The sequence below is a fragment of the Collinsella aerofaciens genome, assembly GCF_028207065.1.
Classification (GTDB): domain Bacteria; phylum Actinomycetota; class Coriobacteriia; order Coriobacteriales; family Coriobacteriaceae; genus Collinsella; species Collinsella aerofaciens_AR.
Genome location: NZ_JAQLFP010000001.1, coordinates 106,050 through 129,330 on the forward strand (window position 1 = coordinate 106,050; position 23,281 = coordinate 129,330).

20 protein-coding genes are annotated in these 23,281 nt (G+C 61.2%); all 20 read left to right on the forward strand.

The window, feature by feature from the left end:
- Positions 1–2 precede the first annotated feature (2 nt).
- The 20 genes from glyS to PMX72_RS00580 all read left to right on the forward strand — a co-directional run bounded on the left by glyS (position 3) and on the right by PMX72_RS00580 (position 23,237).
- Positions 3–2,099, forward strand: coding sequence for a glycine--tRNA ligase subunit beta (glyS, locus tag PMX72_RS00485; RefSeq protein WP_117773537.1), 2,097 nt, complete (start codon positions 3–5; stop codon positions 2,097–2,099).
- A 34-nt stretch (positions 2,100–2,133) separates the two neighbouring features.
- On the forward strand, positions 2,134–3,009 hold the full coding sequence (locus tag PMX72_RS00490; RefSeq protein ID WP_271729015.1) for a pyruvate, water dikinase regulatory protein: 876 nt from the start codon (positions 2,134–2,136) through the stop codon (positions 3,007–3,009).
- A 297-nt stretch (positions 3,010–3,306) separates the two neighbouring features.
- On the forward strand, positions 3,307–6,057 hold the full coding sequence (gene ppdK, locus PMX72_RS00495; RefSeq protein ID WP_271729014.1) for a pyruvate, phosphate dikinase: 2,751 nt from the start codon (positions 3,307–3,309) through the stop codon (positions 6,055–6,057).
- Positions 6,058–6,267: 210 nt separating this feature from the next.
- Positions 6,268–6,609: a 50S ribosomal protein L19 gene (gene rplS / locus PMX72_RS00500; protein WP_006236098.1), complete on the forward strand. Its 342-nt coding sequence runs from the start codon at positions 6,268–6,270 to the stop codon at positions 6,607–6,609.
- 93 nt (positions 6,610–6,702) lie between these two features.
- On the forward strand, positions 6,703–7,491 hold the full coding sequence (locus tag PMX72_RS00505; protein ID WP_089573411.1) for a ribonuclease HII: 789 nt from the start codon (positions 6,703–6,705) through the stop codon (positions 7,489–7,491).
- A gap of 189 nt (positions 7,492–7,680) precedes the next feature.
- Complete coding sequence (locus PMX72_RS00510; protein ID WP_271729013.1) at positions 7,681–8,166, forward strand: YraN family protein; 486 nt, start codon at positions 7,681–7,683, stop codon at positions 8,164–8,166.
- Positions 8,166–9,689: a YifB family Mg chelatase-like AAA ATPase gene (locus PMX72_RS00515; protein WP_271729012.1), complete on the forward strand. Its 1,524-nt coding sequence runs from the start codon at positions 8,166–8,168 to the stop codon at positions 9,687–9,689. The genes PMX72_RS00510 and PMX72_RS00515 overlap by 1 nt, the downstream gene beginning before the upstream one ends.
- Complete coding sequence (locus PMX72_RS00520) at positions 9,686–10,621, forward strand: DNA-processing protein DprA (RefSeq protein ID WP_334203757.1); 936 nt, start codon at positions 9,686–9,688, stop codon at positions 10,619–10,621. The genes PMX72_RS00515 and PMX72_RS00520 overlap by 4 nt, the downstream gene beginning before the upstream one ends.
- Before the next feature lie 14 nt (positions 10,622–10,635).
- Positions 10,636–11,973, forward strand: coding sequence for a methylenetetrahydrofolate--tRNA-(uracil(54)-C(5))-methyltransferase (FADH(2)-oxidizing) TrmFO (gene trmFO / locus PMX72_RS00525; protein ID WP_271729010.1), 1,338 nt, complete (start codon positions 10,636–10,638; stop codon positions 11,971–11,973).
- Between the two features lie 8 nt (positions 11,974–11,981).
- Positions 11,982–12,890 (forward strand): tyrosine recombinase, encoded by a 909-nt coding sequence (locus PMX72_RS00530; RefSeq protein WP_334203758.1) that lies wholly within the window; start codon positions 11,982–11,984, stop codon positions 12,888–12,890.
- Between the two features lie 219 nt (positions 12,891–13,109).
- Positions 13,110–13,838, forward strand: coding sequence for a 30S ribosomal protein S2 (gene rpsB, locus PMX72_RS00535; RefSeq protein WP_006236109.1), 729 nt, complete (start codon positions 13,110–13,112; stop codon positions 13,836–13,838).
- A gap of 45 nt (positions 13,839–13,883) precedes the next feature.
- Positions 13,884–14,753 carry a translation elongation factor Ts gene (gene tsf, locus PMX72_RS00540; protein ID WP_022094736.1) on the forward strand — a complete coding sequence of 290 codons (870 nt, stop codon included), beginning with the start codon at positions 13,884–13,886 and terminating at the stop codon, positions 14,751–14,753.
- A gap of 117 nt (positions 14,754–14,870) precedes the next feature.
- Positions 14,871–15,593: a UMP kinase gene (gene pyrH / locus PMX72_RS00545; protein WP_040359955.1), complete on the forward strand. Its 723-nt coding sequence runs from the start codon at positions 14,871–14,873 to the stop codon at positions 15,591–15,593.
- Between the two features lie 2 nt (positions 15,594–15,595).
- Positions 15,596–16,132, forward strand: a complete 537-nt coding sequence (gene frr / locus PMX72_RS00550; RefSeq protein WP_006236112.1) for a ribosome recycling factor — start codon at positions 15,596–15,598, stop codon at positions 16,130–16,132.
- Position 16,133: 1 nt separating this feature from the next.
- Positions 16,134–16,928: an isoprenyl transferase gene (locus PMX72_RS00555; protein WP_271729009.1), complete on the forward strand. Its 795-nt coding sequence runs from the start codon at positions 16,134–16,136 to the stop codon at positions 16,926–16,928.
- Positions 16,929–16,930: 2 nt separating this feature from the next.
- Positions 16,931–17,845 carry a phosphatidate cytidylyltransferase gene (locus PMX72_RS00560; protein WP_233502990.1) on the forward strand — a complete coding sequence of 305 codons (915 nt, stop codon included), beginning with the start codon at positions 16,931–16,933 and terminating at the stop codon, positions 17,843–17,845.
- Positions 17,845–19,032 (forward strand): 1-deoxy-D-xylulose-5-phosphate reductoisomerase, encoded by a 1,188-nt coding sequence (gene dxr / locus PMX72_RS00565; RefSeq protein ID WP_117654818.1) that lies wholly within the window; start codon positions 17,845–17,847, stop codon positions 19,030–19,032. The genes PMX72_RS00560 and dxr overlap by 1 nt, the downstream gene beginning before the upstream one ends.
- A 25-nt stretch (positions 19,033–19,057) precedes the next feature.
- Positions 19,058–20,419, forward strand: a complete 1,362-nt coding sequence (locus PMX72_RS00570) for a M50 family metallopeptidase (RefSeq protein ID WP_271729008.1) — start codon at positions 19,058–19,060, stop codon at positions 20,417–20,419.
- A gap of 13 nt (positions 20,420–20,432) precedes the next feature.
- A complete protein-coding gene (gene ispG / locus PMX72_RS00575) occupies positions 20,433–21,515 on the forward strand; it encodes a flavodoxin-dependent (E)-4-hydroxy-3-methylbut-2-enyl-diphosphate synthase (protein ID WP_117779087.1) in 1,083 nt (360 codons plus the stop codon).
- Positions 21,516–23,237: a proline--tRNA ligase gene (locus PMX72_RS00580; protein WP_233502546.1), complete on the forward strand. Its 1,722-nt coding sequence runs from the start codon at positions 21,516–21,518 to the stop codon at positions 23,235–23,237.
- Positions 23,238–23,281 lie beyond the last annotated feature (44 nt).

Consider the following 23,281-nt stretch of genomic DNA (forward strand, 5'->3'; position numbering starts at 1 on the left):
CCATGGCAGACGCTAAGGATTTCCTGTTTGAGATCGGTACGGAGGAGATGCCCTCCGCGCCGCTGAACAATGCCGTCAAGCAGCTCGGCACCATGATCGTCAAGGGTTTGGACGATGCCGGCCTGGCCCACGGCGAGGTCCGTGTGATCTCGAGCCCGCGTCGCCTGGCTGTGCTCGTTGCCGACGTCGCCACCGCGACCGATGAGGTTCACGAGGTCAAGCGTGGCCCCGCGGCCAACATTGCCTTCGACGCTGACGGTAACGCCACCAAGGCCGCCCAGGGCTTCGCTCGCAAGTGCGGTGTGGCTGCCGAGGATCTGGTCCGTCGCGAGGACACCGACGGCCGTGAGTACGTCTTTGCTGAGAAGAACATTCCCTCCGCACCGGCTACGCCGATTCTGACCGCTCTGTGCGAGAAGACCATCACCGGCCTGCAGTGGCCCAACTACCGCTCCCAGCGCTGGGGTCACGAGCACGCGACGTTCGTGCGTCCGGTCCGCTGGATTTGCTGCCTTCTGGGCGAGGATGTTGTGCCCGTGTCGTTTGCCGACGTGACGAGCGGCAACACCACGCGCGGTCATCGCGTACTTGGCCCTGGTGACCATGTGGTTGCCAGCCCCGCCGTCTACGAGCAGGTGCTCGAGGATGCCGGCGTGCTTTCTGCCGAGCGTCGTCGTGAGGCCATCCTCGCCGGTATCGCCGAGGTCGAGGCTGCCCGTCCCGGCTGCCATGTCGATACGCCCAAGAAGGTCTTCGAAGAGGTCATCAACCTCTGCGAGTGGCCGACGGTGCTCGTCGGTACCTTCGACGAGGAGTTCCTCAAGGTCCCGCACGAGATCATCTGCGAGTCCATGCTCACCAACCAGCGCTACTTCCCGATCTATGACGGCGAGGGCAAGCTGACGCGTGAGTTCGTGGTCGTCTCCAACAGCAAGCCCGAGAACGCCGAGCGCGTGATCGACGGCAACGAGCGCGTCGTGCGCGCCCGTCTGGACGACGCTAAGTTCTTCTACGAGGAGGACCTGAAGATCTCCCTCGACGAGTTCCGTGAGCGCCTGGCCAAGGTTGCCTTCCAGGAGAAGCTCGGTAGCGTGCTCGCCAAGTCCGAGCGTATTGAGCAGCTCGCGCTCGCTATTGCCCGCGAGGCCCATCTGGGCGCCCATCTGGCTGCCGATGCCGCTCGCGCCGCGCACCTGTGCAAGGCCGACCTGGTGTCCAACGCCGTCATCGAGTTCACGAGCCAGCAGGGCGTGATGGGCGGTTACTACGCCTGCGCGATGGGGGAGAACGACGAGGTCGCTCATGCCATTCGCGATCACTATCGTCCCCGCTTTGCCGGTGACGAGCTGCCCGAGGGCACCGCTGGCTGCATCGTGGCCTGCGCCGACAAGCTCGATACCATCGCCGGTATCTTTGCCATCGGCGAGCCCCCGACCGGCTCCTCCGACCCCTACGCGCTGCGTCGTGCCGCTATCGGCATCATCAACATCCTGCGCGACCGTCTGCCGATCGATCCCACGTCGCTGATCGATTTCGCCCTTGAGCTCTACAGTGAGCAGGGCATTGAGTTCGACGCCGCCGAGGTCGCCCAGCAGGTTCGCGACTTCTTCCATGGCCGCCTGGTGAGCATGGCCCGCGACGAGAAGATCCCGGCCGATACCGTTGCCGCCGTCTCCGCGGTGCACATCATTGCCCCGTCCGTCTTCTTCGCCCGCTGCGCCGCCCTCGACGAGGCCCGCAAGAACGACGCCGAGACCTTCGATAACCTGGCCACCGCCTATGCCCGCGCCGCGCATATCTCCAAGCCCGAGCTGGGTGCGGAGTACGACCGTAGCCTGATGGGCGATGCCGAGCTTGCTCTCGCCGACGCCTCCGAGGCCGCTCAGACTGCCGTTGACGCCGCCCTTGCTGCCGAGGACTACCCGGCCGCATTTGCCGCCCTCGCCGCCCTGCGCGCGCCCATCGACCGTTTCTTCGATGAGGTCATGGTCATGGACAAGGACGAGCAGCTTCGCGATAATCGCCTTAAGCTGCTCAACCGCTTCGAGGCCGTTTTCTCCGGCATTGCCAACATCGGTGAGCTTGCCCGCAAAAAGTAAGCCAGCCTGCGCATAAGCGCAAAAGGAGCCCCGCATGGATTGCCCGGTCACCGCTCGTCCCACCGTTATCGTTATCTCCGACTCGCTCGGCGATACCGCTTGTGAGGTGGTGCTTGCGGCGTCCGGGCAATTTGATGAAGGGGCTTTTCGCGTTTTGCGCCTGCCCAAGGTGACCTCCGTGGAGCAGGTCAAGTCATTTGTGGGGCCGCGCGTCGATGCTGACCATCGCGATGTCGCCGTGTTCCATACCATTGTCGATCCGGCGCTTCGCGCCCGCGTGCTCGATTACCTGGGTATGCTGCATATCCGTTCGGTCGACCTGATCGGCCCGACGCTTGCCGTGCTGTCGTCGCTCATCGGTGTGCCGCCCAAGTGCGTTGCGGGCGTGATTCACAAGACCGATGACCGCTATTTCCATCGTATCGAGGCCATGGAGTATTTCGTTGAGCACGATGACGGTCGTGGTTGCGACGATCTGTCGGGTGCCGATATCGTGCTGCTGGGTGTGTCGCGTACATCCAAGACGCCGCTGTCGATGTATTTAGCCTATCAGGGCTACAAGGTCGCCAATGTCCCACTGGCGCATGGCATGGAGCCGCCCAAGTCGATTTACGAGGTTGACCCGATGCACCTGTTCGGCCTGATTTCGACCGTCGATGTGATTTCCGAAATTCGCGATAGCCGCTTGGGCGATGACTACGCCCGTGCCGTTGCCGGCTCCTATGCCGAGCCCGAGAGCGTGCGCGGCGAGCTTGAGGAAGCTCGTGCTCTCATGAAGCGCTTAGGCTGCTTTGTGGTGCGTACCGACGGCAAAGCCATCGAGGAAAGCGCTGCCGAGATCATTAGCCACTTGGAGGAAATCCAAGATGCCCGTGCCCGCCGCGCCGCCCGCCGAGCCCAGCAAAGCTAGCTTATTGGGGTAGCTAAAAATGCCCGTCTCTAAAAGACTACCTAAAAATAATGCACGATATTGGTAAAGCGATTTAGCAATAAACTAGCATTTGACCTGCAAGCATCTTGCATTGGTATCTTCATAAGGTAACCAACTTTACCTACCGTTTACCGCCATATTTACCACGTTTACCAACCCCCGCGCCCTCTGCGCAAGCCCGCCCAAAACCCGCCGTATAGTACCCTCACGGCTCGCATTCGGCGGGTCGATTCGTTACCACGGTCGTGCGCGTAAGTGCATGGAAGGGGAAGTATCGTGAGCGATTGCAAGAGGGTTTACCGTTTTGGAACCGACGCCCAGGGCACCTGTGTCACTGAGGGCGACAAATCCATGAACTTCGTGCTTGGTGGCAAGGGCGCTAACCTTGCCGAGATGAGCCGTATCGGCCTGCCGGTTCCCGGTGGCTTTACCATTACCTGCCAGACCTGTGTCGAGTACTCCGGTGCCGGCAACGTCTGGCCCGAAGGCGCACTCGATGAGATCGTTGCTGCCGAGGCGGACCTCGAGGCCCGTTGCGGCAAGAAACTCGGCGATGCCTCCGATCCGCTGCTCGTGTCGGTTCGCTCGGGCGCTCCGTTCTCTATGCCCGGCATGATGGACACGGTCCTCAACCTGGGCCTCAACGACGATTCCGTCCAGGGCCTTATCGCGCAGACGCAGAACCCGCGCTTTGCCTGGGACAGCTACCGTCGCTTTATCCAGATGTTCTCCAACGTCGTCATGGGCGTCGATGCCGATCAATTCGAGAACGCCCTGACCCAGGCCCGCCTGGTCGCTGGCGTTCGTGTCGATTCCGAGCTTTCGGCCGAGGATCTGCAGGAGCTCGTCGAGACCTTTAAGGGCATCTTCTCCGAGAACGTCGAGGCCGTCCTGTATCCCGAGCTCGAGGTCGCCGACGGCAAGCCCGTCTTCCCGTACGATCCTGAGCTTCAGCTGCGCCTTGCCATCCAGGCCGTCTTTGGCAGTTGGATGAACGAGCGCGCCTGCATCTACCGCATGCAGCACGGCATTTCCGACGAGCTCGGTACTGCCGTCAACGTCCAGGCCATGGCCTTTGGCAACAAGGGGGAGACCTCTGCGACCGGCGTCGCCTTTACGCGCAACCCGGCCGACGGCACCAAGGAGTTCTACGGCGACTTTCTGGTCAACGCCCAGGGCGAGGACGTCGTCGCCGGCATCCGTAACACCGAGCCCATCGCCGACCTCAAGACTACCCCGGGCCTCGAGTCTGCAGGTGAGGAGCTCGAGCGCGTGTTCCTGACGCTCGAGGATCACTATCGCGACATGTGCGATATCGAATTCACCATCGAGCAGGGTAAACTTTGGATGCTTCAGACTCGCGTGGGCAAGCGCACCGCTACCGCCGCGCTGCGCATCGCTATCGAGATGGTCGAGGAGGGCCTCATCACCCGCGAGGAGGCCGTGAGCCGCATCGATCCCGCGCAGCTCGATCAGCTCCTGCACCCGCAGTTCGACGCCTCCAAGAAGTACGAGGCCCTGGCCAGCGGCCTTAACGCCAGCCCCGGTGCCGCCGTGGGCGAGGTCGTGTTCTCGAGTGACGACGCCGTCGCGCGCGCCAACGAGGGTCACAAGGTCATTCTGGTTCGTTGGGAGACCAACCCCGATGACCTGAAGGGTATGGTCGCCGCCGAGGGCATCCTGACCAGCCATGGCGGCAAGACGAGCCATGCCGCCGTTATCGCCCGCGGCATGGGTACGCCCTGCGTCTGCGGTGTCGAGCGCTTCCATATCGACGCTGCCGAGAAGGTCGTGCACATCGAGGGCAGCGACCGCGTGCTGCGCGAGGGTGATGTCATCTCCATCGACGGTACCCAGGGCATCGTCGTCGACGGCGCCGTCGACCTGGTTTCGGCCGAGCTCACCGGCGACCTGGACACCATCCTGTCCTGGGCCGACGAGATTCGCTTGGACGAGACCTGCGGCCACGCCAACCACGTGCGCGTCAACGCCGACAACCCCGAGGATGCCGCGCTCGCGCTCGAGTTTGGCGCCGAGGCCATCGGCCTGTGCCGCACCGAGCATATGTTCCTGGGCGACCGCAAGAACATCATCCAGAGCTTTATCCTGTCCGATGACGAGGCCGTAAAGCAGCAGGCCCTGGCCGACCTGCTCAAGGTCCAGACCGAGGACTTCCTGGCGATGTTCAAGACCATGTCCGGTCGCGATGTGGTCGTGCGTCTGCTCGATCCGCCGCTGCACGAGTTCCTTGACGATCCGCGTGAGCTTGAGGTCGCCATCACCAAGAAGGAGGCCGCCGGCGCCAGCGAGGAAGAGCTTGCCGCCCTGCGTGCCCGCCTGCGTCGTATCGACGGCATGGTCGAGTCCAACCCGATGCTGGGCTTGCGCGGCGTGCGCCTGTCCGTCGTCTTCGGTGACCTGCCGCTCATGCAGGTCCGTGCCGTGGCAACGGCTGCCGCCCGCCTTATCAAGGAAGGCGTCGACCCGCGTCCCGAGATTATGGTCCCGCTCGTTTCCATTACGGCCGAGCACGTTCAGACTCGCGAGGTCATCGAGCGCGTGATCGCCGAGGTCTCCTCCGAGGAAGGTGTCGAGCTCAACATTCCCGTGGGTACGATGCTCGAGCTGCCGCGCGCTTGCATGGTCGCCGACGAGATCGCGCAGCACGCCGACTTCTTCTGCTTTGGCACCAACGACCTCACGCAGACGACTTTCGGTTTCTCGCGTGACGACGCCGAGGCTAAGTTCATTCCGCTGTACCTGCACAAGAAGATCCTGAAGGACAACCCCTTCGAGACCATCGATACGGCGGTGCTGGAGCTCGTGCGCATGGCCGTCGAAAAGGGTCGCGCCACCAACCCTGGCATGCACTTTGGCGTGTGCGGCGAGCACGGCGGCGACCCCAAGTCCATCAAGGGCCTGTTTAACGTGGCCGATGTGGACTATGTGTCCTGCTCGCCTTACCGCGTGCCCCTGGCGCGTCTGGCTGCCGCTCAGGCCAAGCTCGAGGCCAAGCGCAACGCCTAGCGCCCTGCGCATCGACGCCTGGCATAGTCCCCCTTCATACCGCCCGTCTCATTCGTGAGACGGGCGGTTATCATGTGCGGGTTTTGTCTTTTTGTCTGCGTGAAAAAATGTTCTTGCAGCAGAAACCCGCGCGTGTATACTCGAATACGTTTGTTCAACTACGTGCCGGCCAAGGTGGTACGGCACCTCTAGAAGAGTAAGGAATTGCACATGGATTACATCCGCGCAATCGAGCGTCAGCAGATCCGCGAGGACATTCCTCAGGTTCGCGTCGCCGACAACGTCAAGGTTCACTACCGCATTAAGGAAGGCGACCGCGAGCGCATTCAGGTCTTCCAGGGCGACGTCATCCGCATGGCCGGCGCCGGTGCCCGCGAGACCTTCACCGTCCGCAAGATGTCCTTCGGTGTCGGTGTTGAGCGTACCTTCCCGCTTCACAGCCCCAAGATCGCCAAGCTCGAGGTCGTCCGTCATGGTCGCGTCCGTCGCGCCAAGCTGTACTACCTCCGCGACAAGGTGGGCAAGGCTGCTCGCATCCCCGAGAAGCGCTAAGAAGATCGCAGCGTCTGTCCACTCGTTTGGACACAAGGGTCACCTTCGGGTGGCCCTTCTTTTTATCTGATTTGCATGCAAGGAGGGCCTGGTATGGCCAACATGACGAGCTCGGTTTCGGCATCGCAGGTTGCCGGTGAGTTGGCGAGCGCTACGTTTGAGGAGATCCCCGCCCTCGTGGAGCATTATCGCGAGGACCCGCGCCAGCAGGTGATCAAGGCTTGTGAACGCGCCCTCAAACGCCATGACAAAGAGCTTGCCGAGCGCGAGCGCGTCAATGACATGTACGAGCTTATGCATGAGCTTGGCGGCGATGGGGTGGTCGTTGGTGTCGACGAGGTAGGTCGCGGATCGGTGGCCGGCCCTTTGACGGTATGCGCCGTCTGTCTTCCTATGGAGCCGCGCGTCTGGGGTATCAACGATTCCAAAAAGCTCACGCCCGCGCGCCGCGAGTTGCTCTCGGTGAAGATTGCCGAGGTGGCGACGGCAATCGGTTTTTGCCATATCGCGCCGAAGGATATCGATGAAATGGGCATGGCCCGTGCTATCCGTACCGCCGTTGCGGGCGCCGTGGCCGATACGGGACTTGAACCCGACTGCGTCCTCATGGATGGCAACCCCTTGGGCGCCGTTCCCAACGAGCGCGACGTGGTGAAGGGCGATGCCAAGATCGCCTGTATCGCCGCGGCGTCCATCATGGCCAAGGTCACGCGTGACGAGATGATGGTCGAGTACGACGCCGAGTATCCCGAGTACCATCTGGCCGAGTCGAAGGGCTATGCAAGCCCCGAGCATATCGAGGCCATTCGCAAACATGGACTTTGTCCACTGCACCGCGTGAGCTTTTGCGGAAACTTTCTGCAGACTGAGCGCCTTTTCTAGGTCAATTGTGGAGACAGGGACCTCAGGGGTTTTATAAACCTGCTGGTAGCGGGCCGTATGCAACACCATTGCTGCGTACGGCCCGTTTTTTGACGGCATTTGGTCAGCTTTTGGTTTGCTTCCGGTACTTACCCGCATGAAAGGTGCCCTCATCATCGGGGCAATGCAGCGTGCGGGAAAGGAGACCCCATGAGTGCCGCAATCAAAAAGAGCAAGACGCAGCAGCTCAAGGAGCGTTGGGAAAACGGCGAGCTCGACTGCGGGGCGATGACGCCCGAGTTTATCAAGGGACTCAGTCCCCGCGAGCTGGGCATGCTGGGCGAGCTGATCACCATCGACTACTTTAACGAGCGCGGCTACACCTTGCTGGAGCAGGGTTATCGTTGCACCGAGGGCGAGGCCGATCTGGTGCTGCTCGATGAGCTCGACGATGTCGTGGTGATGGCCGAGGTCAAGACCAGACGCGTCGCACTGGATTGCAACACGCGGGTCTTTCCCGAGGAGGCCGTGGACGCCCAAAAACAACGCCGCTACCGCCGCATCGCAAGTTGCTATCTCATGGAGCATTATCCGCTCAAGGCGATTCGCTTCGATGCCGTGGGTGTCACCATTCGCGGCGGGCATATCGCCGAGATCGAGCATCAGTACAACGCATTCGATTGGCAGGTGTCGTGATGGCGTTCGAGACGTTTGCCGTTCACGCGGCCTGCATCCGCGGCGTCGAGGCAATTCCCGTCACGGTCGAGGTCTCGCTTGCCGGCGGCGTTCCGGGTATTCAGATGCTCGGCATTCCGAGTATGGAGGTGATGGAGTCACGCGGTCGTATTCGCTGTGCGATGCGCTCCGCCGGGTTCGAGATCCCGCGCTCGGGCATTACGGTCAATCTGGCGCCCGGCGATATTCGCAAGACCGGTAGCGGCTTTGATCTGCCCATCGCCATCGCGGTGTTGGCGGCCGATGGGCAGATTCCCCGTGACAACCTCGATCGCTGCCTTATCGCCGGTGAGCTCGGCTTGGACGGTACGGTGCTTCCCGTCAAGGGCGAGGTGGCGTTTCAGCTGCTGGCTCGTGACATGGGGCTGTCCTTTATCGCCGGCAGGTCCGATCAGCATGTGCCGCTTGCGGGCGTTGATTGCGGCTTTATCGATCATCTGTCTCAGCTTGCTCGCGGCATGGGCGATGCCGTGCGTCATTATCTGGATTCCGAGGGTGTTGAGACGACCTTTGAGCCCGAACTCGACTATGCCGATGTGCTGGGGCAGGAAGTCGCTAAACGCGGCATGGCGCTTGCGGCCGCCGGCGAGCTCGGCCTGCTCATGATCGGCTCGCCCGGTTCGGGTAAGACCATGCTCGCGCGCCGTATGACCGGCATTCTGCCCGAGCTTTCCGTTGAGGACCAGCAGGAAGCGCTGTGCATCCATTCGGTTTTGGGTGAGAACATCGATGGCTTATTGGCAGGTCATCGGCCGTTTCGAAGTCCCCATCACAGCATATCAACGGCTGGCCTCATTGGCGGAGGGCGCCCGGTGCATCCGGGTGAGATCAGCCTGGCTCATGGCGGCGTGCTCTTTTTGGACGAGCTTGCTGAGTTTCCCACGGGTGTGCTGCAGACGCTGCGTCAGCCCATCGAACGCGGCTACGTCAGGATCGTACGCGTCGACGGGGCCTTTACCTTCCCGTCGCGCTTTCAGCTGCTGGCTGCGAGTAACCCTTGCCCCTGCGGCTTCTTGGGTGATCGCGAGGTGCCGTGTCGCTGCTCGGCGGCGATGGTCGAGCGCTATCGGTCTAAACTGCGCGGTCCTTTGGCCGACCGTATCGACATGATGATCGATGTGACCCGTCCCGACCCCCAAGTGATTATCGAGGGTGCGGAGGGTATGTCGTCTGCCGAGTTACGTGACTACGTTGTGCGCGGTCGCGCTTTTCGCGCTTGGCGCGAATCCCGTATGGACGATGCGGATGCCGAGGCCGAGGATGACGAGACACGGTCCATTGACGGCGTCGTTTCGACCTTTGAGCTCGATGATGCGGCGGAGAAGTGTGTGCTCGGCCTGTCGAAGCGCACACATCTCACGGGTCGCGGCATTGTGCGACTGGTGCGTATCGCGCGTACAATCGCCGACGTCGCCGAGAGCGAGCAAGTGACGCATGACCACGTGCTCGAGGCAGCGATGTACCAGGGAAGGAGGGACCAATGATGGCCGAGGGGACCTACGAGCTGCATCCAGGTGATGCGTTGTATCCCGAGACCGTTTTGGAGCTTTCTGATGTACCCCAGACGCTCTATGTGCGCGGCAACCCCGAGGTGCTTTCGACGCCCGCGCTCTCCATCATCGGCGCGCGCAAGGCCTCGCCGTATGGTCTTGCCGTGGCAGAGCTTGCGGCAAAGGTGGCGGTCGAGGCGGGAGTGACGGTAGTTTCGGGCGGCGCGGTCGGTTGTGACCAGGCCTCGGGTTGGGCTGCGGTCAACGCCGGCGGCAAACACGTCGTGGTGCTGGGGACGGGCGCCGACGTGGTCTACCCGCGTTCGAGCGCGGGGCTTATTAAGCGCACGCTCGATACGGGTGGCGCGGTCGTGTCGATCTCTCCGTGGGGCATGGGTCCGCGCAAGTTTGCCTTTCCGCGCCGCAATCGCGTGATCGCGGCCCTGTCGCAAGCCCTCTTTGTTTCCGAGGCGGGTATGCCTTCCGGGACGTTTTCTACAGCCGAGGCTGCTATGGATTTGGGGCGCGAACTTCTTGTCGTGCCGGGGTCGATCCTATCGCCCGAGTCGCGTGGCACGAATTACCTCATTGCGAACGGTGCTTGCTGCATCATCGACGAGGAATCTATCGAGATGGCTATCTCACGCATCTACGGCACCCTGCGCTACTCGCGCCCCGATGCTCCCGGCATTGCCGACCTGGATCCAACACAGCAGACCGTGATGCATGCGCTCATCGCCTCTCCGCTCAAGGTCGACGACATCGCGGCGCTCGTCGCGCTCGATGCTGTCGGCGTACTCAAACTCTTGGGTTCGCTTGAACTCGAGGGCCTTATCGAGCGCATGATGGATGGAAGGTATGCGCCCTCCAAGTTTGCCCTTCACGCCCAGACGCCCTTCGGTCACAATGGAAAACGTGTCAATTAGAAAGGTGTTTGCAGATGCAGTTCGATCAGGTGACGGTTATCGGTGGCGGTCTGGCGGGTTCGGAATGCGCGATCCAGCTGGCAGACCGCGGTTTTGCCGTAAAGCTGTGCGAGATGCGCCCCCAGGTTAGCTCCCCGGCTCACCATACCGATCACTTGGCAGAGCTCGTCTGCTCCAATTCGTTTAAGTCGACCCGTCCGGATTCCGCGGCTGGTTTGCTGAAGGCCGAGCTTAAGCGCATGGGTTCAGTCCTGCTCGATTGCGCCCATCGCGCGGCTGTTCCCGCCGGCGGTGCCCTGGCGGTCGACCGCGTCAAGTTTTCCGAGCTTGTCGAGGCCGAGGTTGCCGCCCGTCCCAATATCGAGGTCGCGCACGGCGAGGTCACGCAGATTCCCGAGGGCCACGTGGTCATTGCCGCGGGCCCGCTGTGTTCACCGGCGCTGAGCGAAGAGGTCATGAAGCTCGTCGGTGGCGACGCCCTTGCGTTCTTCGATGCCGCGGCGCCGATCGTCGATGCCTCCACGCTCGATATGGACGTGCTGTTTTCGCAGTCGCGCTACGAGGAGCAGGGGAGCGGCGACTATCTCAACGCTCCGCTCAACAAGGAGGAGTACGAGGCCTTTATCGAGGCACTTACCACGGCCGACCGCGTGGTGCTCAAAGACTTTGAGGGCGGCGATCTGTTCCAGGCCTGCCAACCTGCCGAGGAAGTTGCGCGCACCGGCAAGGACGCCATTCGCTTTGGCGCCATGAAGCCCGTCGGCCTCACCGACCCGCGTACCGGACGTCGCCCCTGGGCGGCGATCCAGCTGCGCGCCGAGAACAAGGAGAAGACCGCCTATAACCTGGTGGGCTTCCAGACCAACCTGACCTTTGGCGAGCAGAAGCGCGTCTTCCATATGGTGCCGGGCCTGGAGAACGCTGAGTTCTTCCGCTACGGTGTCATGCACCGCAATACCTTTGTCGACGCCCCGCACGTGCTCGATGGCACCTTCGCCGTGCCCGGTACCGGTGTGCGCCTGGCCGGTCAGATCACCGGCACCGAGGGGTACATGGAAGCCGTGGCGACAGGTCTGCTCGCGGCGCTCAACACCTATGCCGAGGCTATCGGTGCCGCGGGCGTCGAGTTGCCGCGTGTGGGTGCCCTGGGTGCGCTCGTGGGCTATGCGACCGATCCTGCCACCGTGGGCTATCAGCCCATGCATGTCAACTTTGGCCTGGTGCCGCCACTCGAGGATGGTAAGCGCCACAGCAAGCGCGACCGCTACCAGGCCTATACGGACCGTGCGCTCGAGGCCCTTGATGCCTATCTGGCCACTCGTCCTGATCTGTTTGGAGGCGACCGGTCATAGCCTTTGACCTGTACGACACCGTCGACTCGTTTATCGCCTATATCTCACGTGTCGAGGGACTTTCTCCCAACACGGTGACGGCCTATGGCTCGAGGCTGGAGCGCTTTGCTGCCTGGTGCGAGCGCGAGGATATCGATGCTTTCGCTGCCGACGTGCGCACCATTCGCCGCTATCTTGCCGAGCTTTCGCGTGAGCAGGTGGCTCCCCGAACGCTTGCGGCGCATCTGTCGGCTATCCGATCGCTCTATCGATGGATGGCTGCCGAGGGGGTCGTGGAGGGCGATGTGGTCTCGGCAATTTCCTCGCCCAAGCTCCCGCGCGATCTACCCGGTGTGCTGACGACCCAACAGGTGGAGGCGCTGCTCAAGACGCCTGATACCTCAACACCCGCGGGACTGCGCGATGCGGCGATGCTCGAGCTGCTCTATGCCTCGGGCGCCCGTATCTCTGAGCTCGCAGCACTCAATGTGGAGTCCATTGCGTGGTCCGAACGCACGCTGCGCCTGTGGGGCAAGGGGAGCAAAGAACGTATCGTCCCTCTGTATCGTCGTGCGCTCGAGGCGACGCGTCTCTATATTGAGGAGGGGAGGCCGGAGTTGCTCGCTCAGGCAAAGCGTCGTGACCCCGCTACCGGGCCGCATCCGCTGCTTATATCGGCGCGCGGTAATCGCATGAGTGCCGCCATGCTCAGGCGGCGGTTCCATACTCTGGCGACACTCGCCGGCATTCCGGCCGACATCGCCCCGCATGCGATGCGCCATACCTTTGCGACCGACTTGCTCGAGGGCGGTGCGGACCTGCGCTCGGTTCAAGAGCTGCTGGGTCATGCGAGCCTGTCCACGACGCAGATCTACACGCACCTCACGCCCGATCGGCTCAAACGTGCCGTGGCTCAAGCCCATCCCCGAGGCGAATAGTGGCTGGGACGTCCCGCGCCGCACTCAGGTGTGTGGTTTTGATTGCGGGTTGGCACGAAGATGCATTCCTGCTATCATTCATCGGGTTGCTTCACGGCAACATGTTTTTATCACGCACGCGCGGCTACTTCATACCGTGGTGCCCGGGCTTTGGTAGCACATGTCCGGGTTGGTTTTGGAGGATGACCCCGCGCGGAGGCAAACCACAGGAGGTTTAACATGGCTACCAAGATTAATATCCGCACCCTGCTCGAGGCCGGCTGCCACTTCGGTCACCAGACCCGTCGCTGGAACCCCAAGATGAAGCCGTTCATCTTCGGTGAGCGCAACGGCATCTACATCCTCGACCTCAAGCAGACCATCCTCGACGCCGACCAGGCCTACACCTTCGTCAAGAACGTCGCCAAGGGTGGCAACGTGCTGTTCGTCGGCACCAAGAAGCAGGCTCAGGAGGCCGTCAAGAACGCTGCTGAGCGCGCTAATATGCCCTACATCAACCAGCGTTGGCTCGGCGGTATGCTGACCAACTTCGTCACCATCCGCTCCCGCATCAACCGCATGGAGGAGCTCGAGGCCATGGTCGAGGACGGCCGCATGGCAGTGCTCCCCAAGAAGGAGCAGGCTGTGCTCGGCAAGGAGCTCACCAAGCTCCAGACCAACCTCGGTGGCGCCCGGGACATGAAGGGTCTGCCCCAGGCTCTCTTCGTCATCGACACTAAGCGCGAGGAGAACGCCATCAAGGAGGCTCAGCGCCTGAACATCCCCGTCGTCGCTCTGATCGACACCAACTCCGATCCCGACGAGGTCGAGTACGGCATCCCCTGCAACGATGACGCTATCTCCGCTGTCACCCTTATGTGCGAGCTCATGGCTGACGCCTGCCTCGCTGGCTCCGGTAAGGAGCAGGTCTCCGAGGCCGAGATGGCCGCTGAGCCCAAGGCCGAGTAAATCAGTCTTAGTTAATTCTTTTTCATCTCTTTGAAAGGAACCACAATGGCCCAGATTACCGCCGCTATGGTCAAGCAGCTCCGCGAGATGACCGACTCCCCGATGATGGAGTGCAAGAAGGCTCTCGTCGAGGCTGACGGCGACATGGACGCCGCTGTCGACGTTCTGCGTAAGAACGGCCTTGCCAAGGCTGCCAAGAAGGCTGGCCGTGAGACCAACGAGGGCGCTGTCGCCGCGTTCGTCTCCGAGGATGGCAAGACCGGCGCTCTGCTCGAGCTCTCCTGCGAGACCGACTTCGTTGGCTCCAACGCCAAGTTCACCGGCTTTGCTTCTAAGGTCGCTGAGGTTGTCGCTACCACCGAGCCTGCTGACGTCGACGCTCTGCTCGAGAAGCCGATGGGCGAGGAGACCGTTTCCTCCGAGCTCACCGAGATGATTCACATCATGGGCGAGAACATGAAGATCTCCCGCTTCGCTGCCCGCAAGGCCGAGAACGGCGCGCTCGCTTCTTACATCCACATGGGTGGTAAGATCGGCGTCCTCGTCGAGTTCGCCTTCGAGAAGGCCGAGACCGCTCAGGCTGAGTCCTTCAAGACCTTCGCTCACGACGTTGCCCTTCAGGTTGCCGCCGTCGCCCCGATCTGCGCTACCCGCGATCAGGTTCCGGCCGAGACCGTCGAGCACGAGAAGCAGATCTACATGGCCCAGGCTGCCGAGTCCGGCAAGCCCGAGGCTATCCAGGAGAAGATGGCTGTTGGCCGTCTGGAGAAGTTCTACAAGCAGTCCGTGCTCACCGAGCAGGAGTTCATCAAGGACAGCTCCCTCACCATCAAGAAGTACGCTGAGCAGGTCTCCAAGGAGCTCGGCGACACCATTACCGTCGTTGCCTTTGACCGTCTGGTCCGTGGCGAGTAAATAAGCTCTTGTAGCTGGTAATGAGCAGGCTGTGGGTTTTACTCACAGCCTGCTTTTTCATGGCTCTTATCAGAGCCTTTGATATCATATTGAGAGTCTAATTAAAGGAGGATCGCTTTGTCCGACATCCGATATAAACGCGTGCTTCTTAAGCTTTCCGGCGAAGCACTGATGGGCGACGGCCAATATGGCATCGACCCCAAGGTTACCGATCATCTTGCCAAGCAGGTCAAGGAGCTGCTCGCCGTTGGCCATGAGGTCGGCGTCGTTGTCGGCGGCGGCAATATTTTCCGCGGCATGGCAGGCGCTGCCGGTGGCATGGAGCGTGCTCAGGCCGACTACATGGGGATGCTGGCAACCGTTATGAACGCGCTCGCCCTGCAGGATGCCTTCGAGCACAACGATGTTCCTTGCCGCGTGATGAGCGCTATCCAGATGAACGAGATCTGCGAGCCCTATATTCGTCGCCGCGCTATCAACCATCTGTCCAAGGGCAACGTCGTCATCTTCGCTGCCGGTTCGGGCAATCCGTACTTTACGACCGACACCGCCGCGGCTCTTCGTGCGTGCGAGATCGGCGCCGAGATTCTGATTAAAGCCACCAAGGTTGACGGCATCTACGACAAGGATCCCGTCAAGTGCGCCGATGCCGTCCGTTTTGACAAGATTACCTATCACGAGGTTCTCGTCCGCGGTCTGCAGGTTATGGATTCCACGGCTACGGCACTGTGCCAGGATAACCGTATGCCGATTTTGGTCCTCAACATCGATGGCGAGGACACCGTCAAGCGCGCGCTCGCGGGTGAGCCCGTCGGCACGCTCGTCTATCAGGAGGATTAAGCATGGCAGAGAACATCACCGCCCATATGGACAAGTCGCTCGAGTCCCTCAAGCATAACTTCTCCAAGGTCCGTACCGGTCGCGCCAACGCCAACATTCTGTCCGACATCACCGTTGATTATTACGGTGTTCCCACGCCGGTCACGCAGGTTGCCGCCGTCAAGACCCCCGAGGCTCACATGCTGCTCATCGAGCCGTGGGACAAGGCGCTCATCAACGCTATCGTCAAGGCCATCGGCGCTTCCGATCTGGGCATTACCCCCAACTCCGATGGCACCGTCGTTCGTCTGCCGTTCCCGGCCCCCACTGAGGAGCGCCGTCGCGAACTCGTCAAGGAGTGCCGTGAGTACGCCGAGCAGGCCAAGGTGTCTATCCGTAACATCCGTCGCGACTTCAACAACAAGCTCGAGCGCGATGAGGAGCTCACCGAGGACGATGTCCGTCGCGAGCAGGCCAAGGTCCAGAAGCACACCGATGAGTATGTCGCCAAGGTCGAGGAGCTTCTGAAGGAAAAAGAAGCCGAGGTCATGGAGATCTAAGGTGCAATACGACGAGCATAAACTGGTCGAGTACTTTGCCGACGCCCCTGCGGGCGTCGGTTTTTCCGACCTTGACCTCAATAACATTCCGCACCATATCTCGTGCATCATGGACGGCAACGGTCGTTGGGCCACGTCGCGCGGTCTTGCACGCACTGAGGGCCACAAGGCGGGTATCGTCTCGCTGCGCGAGATCATTACCGCCTGCGTGCGCCTGGGCGTCGACGTGCTTTCGGGCTATGCATTTTCGACCGAAAACTGGAATCGACCGCAGCACGAAGTCAACGTTCTGATGCACCTGTTTGCCAAGACGTTTATCGACGAGCTGCCGCTTCTGAAGCGCGAAAATGTGCGCGTAGTCTTTTTGGGTGACATTTCCGCGCTGCCCAAGAAGACTCGCGACGTTTTTGAGCGCGGTCTTGCCGAGTGCGCCGATCACACCGGTATGACGCTGGCGCTTGCCGTCAACTACGGCGCGCGTGCCGAGATTACCCGCGCTGTCCGTCAGATCGCATCCGACGCTGCCGCCGGTAAGATCGATCCTGCCGCAATTGATGACGACATGGTGGCTTCCCGCCTCTATACCGCCGGTCTTCCCGATCCCGAACTTGTGATTCGCACCTCTGGTGAGCTGCGCCTTTCGAACTATCTGCTGTGGCAGGTGGCTTATTCCGAATTCTACGTCACCGATACCTATTGGCCCGACTTTGATCGTTGGGGCCTTGTCGACGCCATTTTGGCCTATCAGGGCCGTGACCGTAGGTTTGGTGGACTGAGTAAGACCGAGGAGGCTTAATCGTGTCCGATCGTCCCAAGGCATCTGCTCCCAAGACGCCAGTTTCCGCGGCGCCTGCGCGCAAGGCTGCCGCTGCGGGAGCACCTGCAGCAAAGAGCGGCACCGGTTCGTGGCTGGCGGGCTTTATCACCCGTGCCGCCGCCGGTATCGTCTACGCCGTTGTCTTTATCCTGTGCCTGGTTTTGGGTATCGTGCCCACGGCCATCTTTGTTTCTGTCATGAGCGGTCTGTGCTGCTATGAGTTTTTCCGTATGACGAGGCTCGATGGCAAGATGGCTAACGAGCGTATGGGTATCGCTGCCGCCGTACTCTTTCCGCTGTCGGCGTTGGGCGATTCGATGTTGCTGAATGCCCTGCTTTTTGCCCTGATGCTCGCTGTGGGCATTTGGTATGTCTGGTCGCCGCGTACCCGCATCTCTGATGTGGCCGTGACGCTCATGGGTCCCATCTACACTGGCTTTATGCTGTCGGCTATCGTGCTGCTGCGCGATGCCGTGCCCGGTTTTGCCGGCGCCCTGCTTTCAGTGGGCGTTTGCGCGTCCCTTTGGGTCTCCGATTCGTTTGCCTACATCGTGGGCAGCCGTATCGGCAAGCACAAGATGGTTCCCAAGATCTCTCCCAAAAAGAGCTGGGAGGGGTTTGCCGGCGGCATCTTGGGCTCGGTTTTGATTTGGCTCATCCTGTGGGCGACGCACTTCTACAAGCTCAGCCTGCCCTATGCGCTGCTGTGCGGCGTGGTCGTGTCCATTCTGGGCGTTATCGGCGACCTTATCGAGTCGCGCATCAAGCGCGGTGTGGGCGTCAAAGATTCCGGCAACCTTATCCCGGGCCACGGCGGAATGCTCGATCGTAGCGATTCGCTTATCTTCGGCTGCATCACCGCGCAGCTGTTGCTGATGATCGGAGGCGTGCTGTAATGTCCTTCCAGACGACGTATGGCCCCGATGGACGCCTTCGCGTTGCCATCCTGGGCTGTACGGGCTCTATCGGCACCCAGGCGCTCGATGTGTGCCGCCAGCATGCCGATCGCCTGCAGGTGACGGCGCTGTCCGTTAACTCCAGTACCTCCGAGCTCGTTGCCGCTGCCCGCGAGTTCTCGGTTCCGGCGGTTGCCGTGGCCGATGTCGATCATGGCGATGACGCCGTGCTGCAGGAGTTGCCCGAGGGAACGAAGCTCGGCGTTGGCGCGCAGGCGGTTTGCGAGCTCGCGCATCGCGACGATGTCGACTGCGTGCTTGTCGCTATTGTGGGCGCCGCCGGTCTCGAGGCGAGCCATGCGGCCTTGACCTCGAATAAGCGCCTTGCCCTTGCCAACAAGGAGTCCCTCGTCGTCGGTGGCGACTTGCTTATGCCGTTGGCACAACCGGGCCAGCTTATTCCGGTCGACTCTGAGCATTCCGCCATCTACCAGTGCTATCTGGGGGAGAACCCGCGCGAGGCCCACTGCATTTGGCTCACCTGCTCGGGCGGTCCGTTCTTTGGCCGCACGCGCGACGAGCTCGATCGCGTGACGCGTGCCGATGCCCTCGCGCATCCCACGTGGGCCATGGGTGCCAAGATTACCATTGACTCCGCCACCCTCATGAACAAGGGCCTGGAGCGCATTGAGGCCATGCATCTGTTTAACTGCGACCTCGATTTCATTAACGTGGTCGTGCAGCGTCAGTCCAAGATTCACTCTATGGTCGAGTTCGCCGACGGCTCCGTGATGGCGCATCTCGGTGCATCCGACATGCGTATTCCCATCCAGTTCGCGTTCTCGTATCCCGAGCGTTGGGATACTCCGGCGCCTCGTATCGATTTCCGCGAGCTGGGGCAGCTCACGTTTGATGCTGCCGACATGGATACCTTCCGCTGTCTGGCACTGGCCGAGCGTGCCGGCAAGACGGGTGGCACCATGCCGTGCGTGCTCAATGCCGCCAACGAGGTCGCCGTCGATGCCTTCCTGCACGATGGCTGCAGCTTTACCGATATCGATCGCATTGTGGAATCCTGCATGGACGCCCACGATATGCAGGTGGTCGATTCGTTTGAGCAGCTTCGCGACACCGATGCGTGGGCGCGTGAAAAGGCTGCGCAGGTGCTCGCCGCAACCCGTTCCTAACCCATAAGGATTGCTTTTTCGTTTTATGGATACTGTTCTGAGCGTTCTCTCATCGGTCTTTTGGGGCCTGCTGATGCTTTCCGTCCTCGTGTTTTTGCACGAGGGCGGCCACTTTTTGGCGGCGCGTGCCTGCGGCGTCCGTGTGACCGAGTTCTTTTTGGGTCTGCCGTGCCGCTTTGACATCCATTACACGTCGCGTCGCATTGGAACCAAGTTTGGCGTGACCCCGCTGCTGCTGGGTGGCTACGCTGCCATCTGCGGTATGGATCCGACCGACGTCTCGTGTGCCGATCGCGTGCTCGCGGCCATCTATCGCCACGGCCGGGTGACGGTGGCCGATCTTGCCGTCGAGCTCGAGCTGTCCGAGGAGGATGTGCTCGAGGCCTGTGCTTTGCTGTTGGGCTGGGGCTCTATCGCTCCCTGGTATGAAGAAGGGGAAAAGCCTTCGCCCAGCTACTATCCCACCAAGTACCAGACTCTGCCGCGTGACGCGGCGGGTTATACCACCTTTGACGGCCGTCGGTTCGATCGCGGGCATGCGACTGCCGAGGGCGATGTATGGGAACTGCCGTGCGACGAGGCCGAATTCCTTGCGCGCGAGCGCTCGCACACCTATTTGGGCCAGGGCTTTGTCAAGCGTGCCTTTATGCTGCTTGCGGGCATTATCGTCAATATCCTGACGGGTTTTTTGCTCCTTATGAGCATCTATTCCATCGCAGGTGTCACCGTGCCGGTGGATACCAATGTGATTGGCCAGGTTGACGAAGGCTCGATTGCCGCCTCGGCGGGAATCGAGGGCGGCGACGCGATTCTTTCGGTCGACGGAGTATCGTGCTCTACCTGGATGGACGTTTACGATGCCATCGGCAAGGCTGCCGGTAAGGACGATATCGCCATTGAGTACGAGCGTGACGGCAAGCAGCATTCGACCACGGTTGCGCTCAAAGAGGACGATCGCCTAGGTGTGTATGCCTCTAAGCAGGTGGTCCGTTTAGACCCCATCACGTCGGCTCGCCTGTCGTTCTCCTATGTTGTGCAGACAGCGGAGGGCGTGATGCGCCTGCTCCAGCCGCAGCATACGATGGAGATTCTCGATCAGTCCTCTTCGATCGTGGGTATTAGCGTTATGTCCTCACAGGCTGCTGCTGCCGGCCCTGCCACGTTCCTTTCGTTTGCCGCCCTCATTTCATTCTCGCTTGGCTTTATGAACCTGCTGCCCATCCCGCCACTCGATGGCGGCAAGCTAGTCATCGAGATCATTCAGAAGATTGCGGGCCGCGAGCTTCCGCTCAAGGTCCAGACGATTGTGAGCTATGTGGGCATCGCGCTCTTTGCGCTGCTGTTTGTCTATATGCTTCGTTCCGACATCCTTCGATTTATTTTGTAGGGGAGTGTTTGGATTGTCTTTATCCCATCCTTTGCCTCGCGAGCTGACGCGCCCCGTGCATGTGGGCGGCGTGCAGATCGGTGGCGGCGCGCCGGTGGTGGTCCAATCTATGACCTGCACCGATACCGCTGATGCCCAGGCAACGCTTGCGCAAGTGTGCGCGTTGGCGCAGGCTGGCTGCGATATCGTGCGCGTGAGCGTGCCCTCCGAGGCCGCGCTTGAGGGCTTCCGCACCATCTGTGCCGAGTCTCCGGTGCCCATTGTCGCCGATATCCACTTTAACCATAAGCTCGCCATTGGTGCCGTTGAGGCCGGTGCCGCCAAGCTGCGCATCAATCCCGGCAATATCGGCGATTGGGCCAAGGTTGACGCGGTGATCGATGCTGCGGGTGCCGCGGGCTGTGCGATTCGCATTGGCGTGAACGCGGGCTCGCTTGAGCAAGATATTGCCGAGCGCGACGACCTCACGCAGCCCGAAAAGCTCGTGATGTCGAGCGAGCGCTTCGTCAAGCACTTTGAGGATCGCGGCTTTACGAACATTGTGCTTTCGGCCAAGGCCCATAGCGTGCAAACGACGCTCGATACCTATCGAGCCCTGTCACGTGAGATTCCCCACGTTCCGCTTCACCTGGGCGTGACGGAGGCGGGGACCAAGCTTCAGGGCACCATCAAGAGCTCTGTAGGCTTGGGTATCTTGCTTTCCGAAGGCATCGGCGACACCATGCGTGTGTCGCTCACGGCCGATCCGGTTGAGGAGCCGCCGGTCGCCTGGGGAATTCTACAGTCGCTGGGCCTGCGTCGCCGTGGTCCCGAGATTGTCTCGTGCCCCACGTGCGCCCGCTGCCAGGTTAACCTCATTCCCATCGCCGAGGAGGTCACCGAGCGGCTTAAGAACTATTCCGCGCCGCTTTCGATTGCCGTCATGGGATGTGCCGTTAATGGCCCCGGCGAGGCTTCTGATGCCGACCTGGGCGTTGCTTGCGGACGTGGTCAGGCCTTGCTCTTTTCGCATGGCCAGATCATTGGTAAAGTAGCTGAGGACCAAATTGTCGACGCGCTTATGGCAGAGGTCGACAAGCTTATTGAGGAGAAATAAATGACCCGAGCAATGTATATGTCTAAGCTCTATGCGCCGACGCTTAAAGAGGATCCGGCGGACGCTGAGCTCGCCAGCCACCGCCTGCTGCTCCGTGCCGGCATGATCCGCAAGGAGGCCGCCGGTCTGTATTCCTACCTGCCGCTCGCATGGCGCTCGATTCGCAAGATTGAGAACATCGTGCGCGACGAGATGGACGCCGCCGGCGCCCAGGAGCTTATGATGCCCATTATGGTCGACGCCGAGTTGTGGCGTGAGTCCGGCCGTATCGATGCCTATGGCAAGGAGCTTGTGCGCTTTGACGACCGTCATGGTCGCGAGTTCGTGCTGGGCCCCACGCACGAGGAGACCGTCACGGCCCTGGTGCGCAACGAGCTGCGCTCCTATAAGCAGCTGCCAGTGAACCTCTATCACATCCAGGATAAGTTCCGCGACGAGTTCCGTCCCCGTTTTGGCCTGATGCGCGGTCGCGAGTTCATCATGAAGGATGCCTACAGCTTCTCCGCCACGCAGGAGAGCTTGCAGGAGGAGTATGACAAGATGAAGCAGGCCTACGCTAACATTTGCGAGCGCTGCTACATCAAGGCCTTGCCCGTCGTTGCCGACTCCGGCGAGATCGGTGGCGATACCTCCGTCGAGTACATGGCTTTGGCCGACGCCGGCGAGGCTTCTCTCGTCTATTGCGATGACTGCGGTTTTGCCGCCGATGATGAGGCTGCAAGCACCAAGGTCGTCGTGACTGAGGGTCCCGGTGACGGTACGCTTACCAAGGTCGAGACTCCGGGCATGGGCACCATTGAGGCCGTTGCTAAGTTCTTTGGGTTCCCCGAGAACGGCACGCGCAAGTCCCTGGCGCTCATCGATGCCGAGGGCAAGCCCGTCGTGGCCATCGTCCCGGGCGATCATGAGCTCAACGACTGCAAGGCCGAGCATGTCTTTGGCAAGGGTTATCGCATGATGACGGACGAGGAGCTTCAGACCTACGGTCTGCACAAGGGCTTTATCGGACCGGTTAACTTGCCCGAGGGCATCCGTCTGGTGTGCGACGAGAGCCTGCGCGAGTCTAAGCAGTGGGCCTGCGGTGCCAACGAGGTCGATTATCACTTTACCGGTGCCTGCCCCGAGCGCGACTTTACCGTCGATGAGTGGGCAGATCTGGTCACCGTCGTTGCCGGCGATCCCTGCCCGCACTGCGGCAAGCCGCTCTCTGCTGCTCGCGGCATCGAGGTCTCGCAGGTCTTCCAGCTGGGTACCAAGTATTCCGAGGCCATGGGCGCCACCTTTATGGACGAGGACGGCAAGGAGAAGCCGCTTATCATGGGTTGCTACGGCGTGGGCGTGTCCCGCTCGCTTGCTGCCGTCGTGGAGCAGCACAACGACGAGCACGGTATCGTCTGGCCGGTTTCCGTTGCCCCGTACGAGGTCGCTGTGATTCCGCTCGATCCCAAGAAGGAGGAGTGCGCAACCGTCTGCGACCAAATCGTCGAGGGCTTGTGCGCCGAGGGTATCGAGGTCGTCGTCGACGACCGTGACGAGCGTCCCGGCTTTAAGTTTGCCGATAACGACCTTATGGGATTCCCGTATCAGGTGGTGCTTGGCAAGCGTGGCCTTAAGAATGGCACCGTTGAGCTCAAGGACCGTGCCACGGGCGAGCGCGAGGACGTGGCGATTGACGAGGTCGTCGCCAAGGTTGCCGAGCTTGTTAAGGCGGCCCGCCGTTAATCGACGTTTCTGCTATTAGATGTAATTGCGGGACTGCTCCGTAT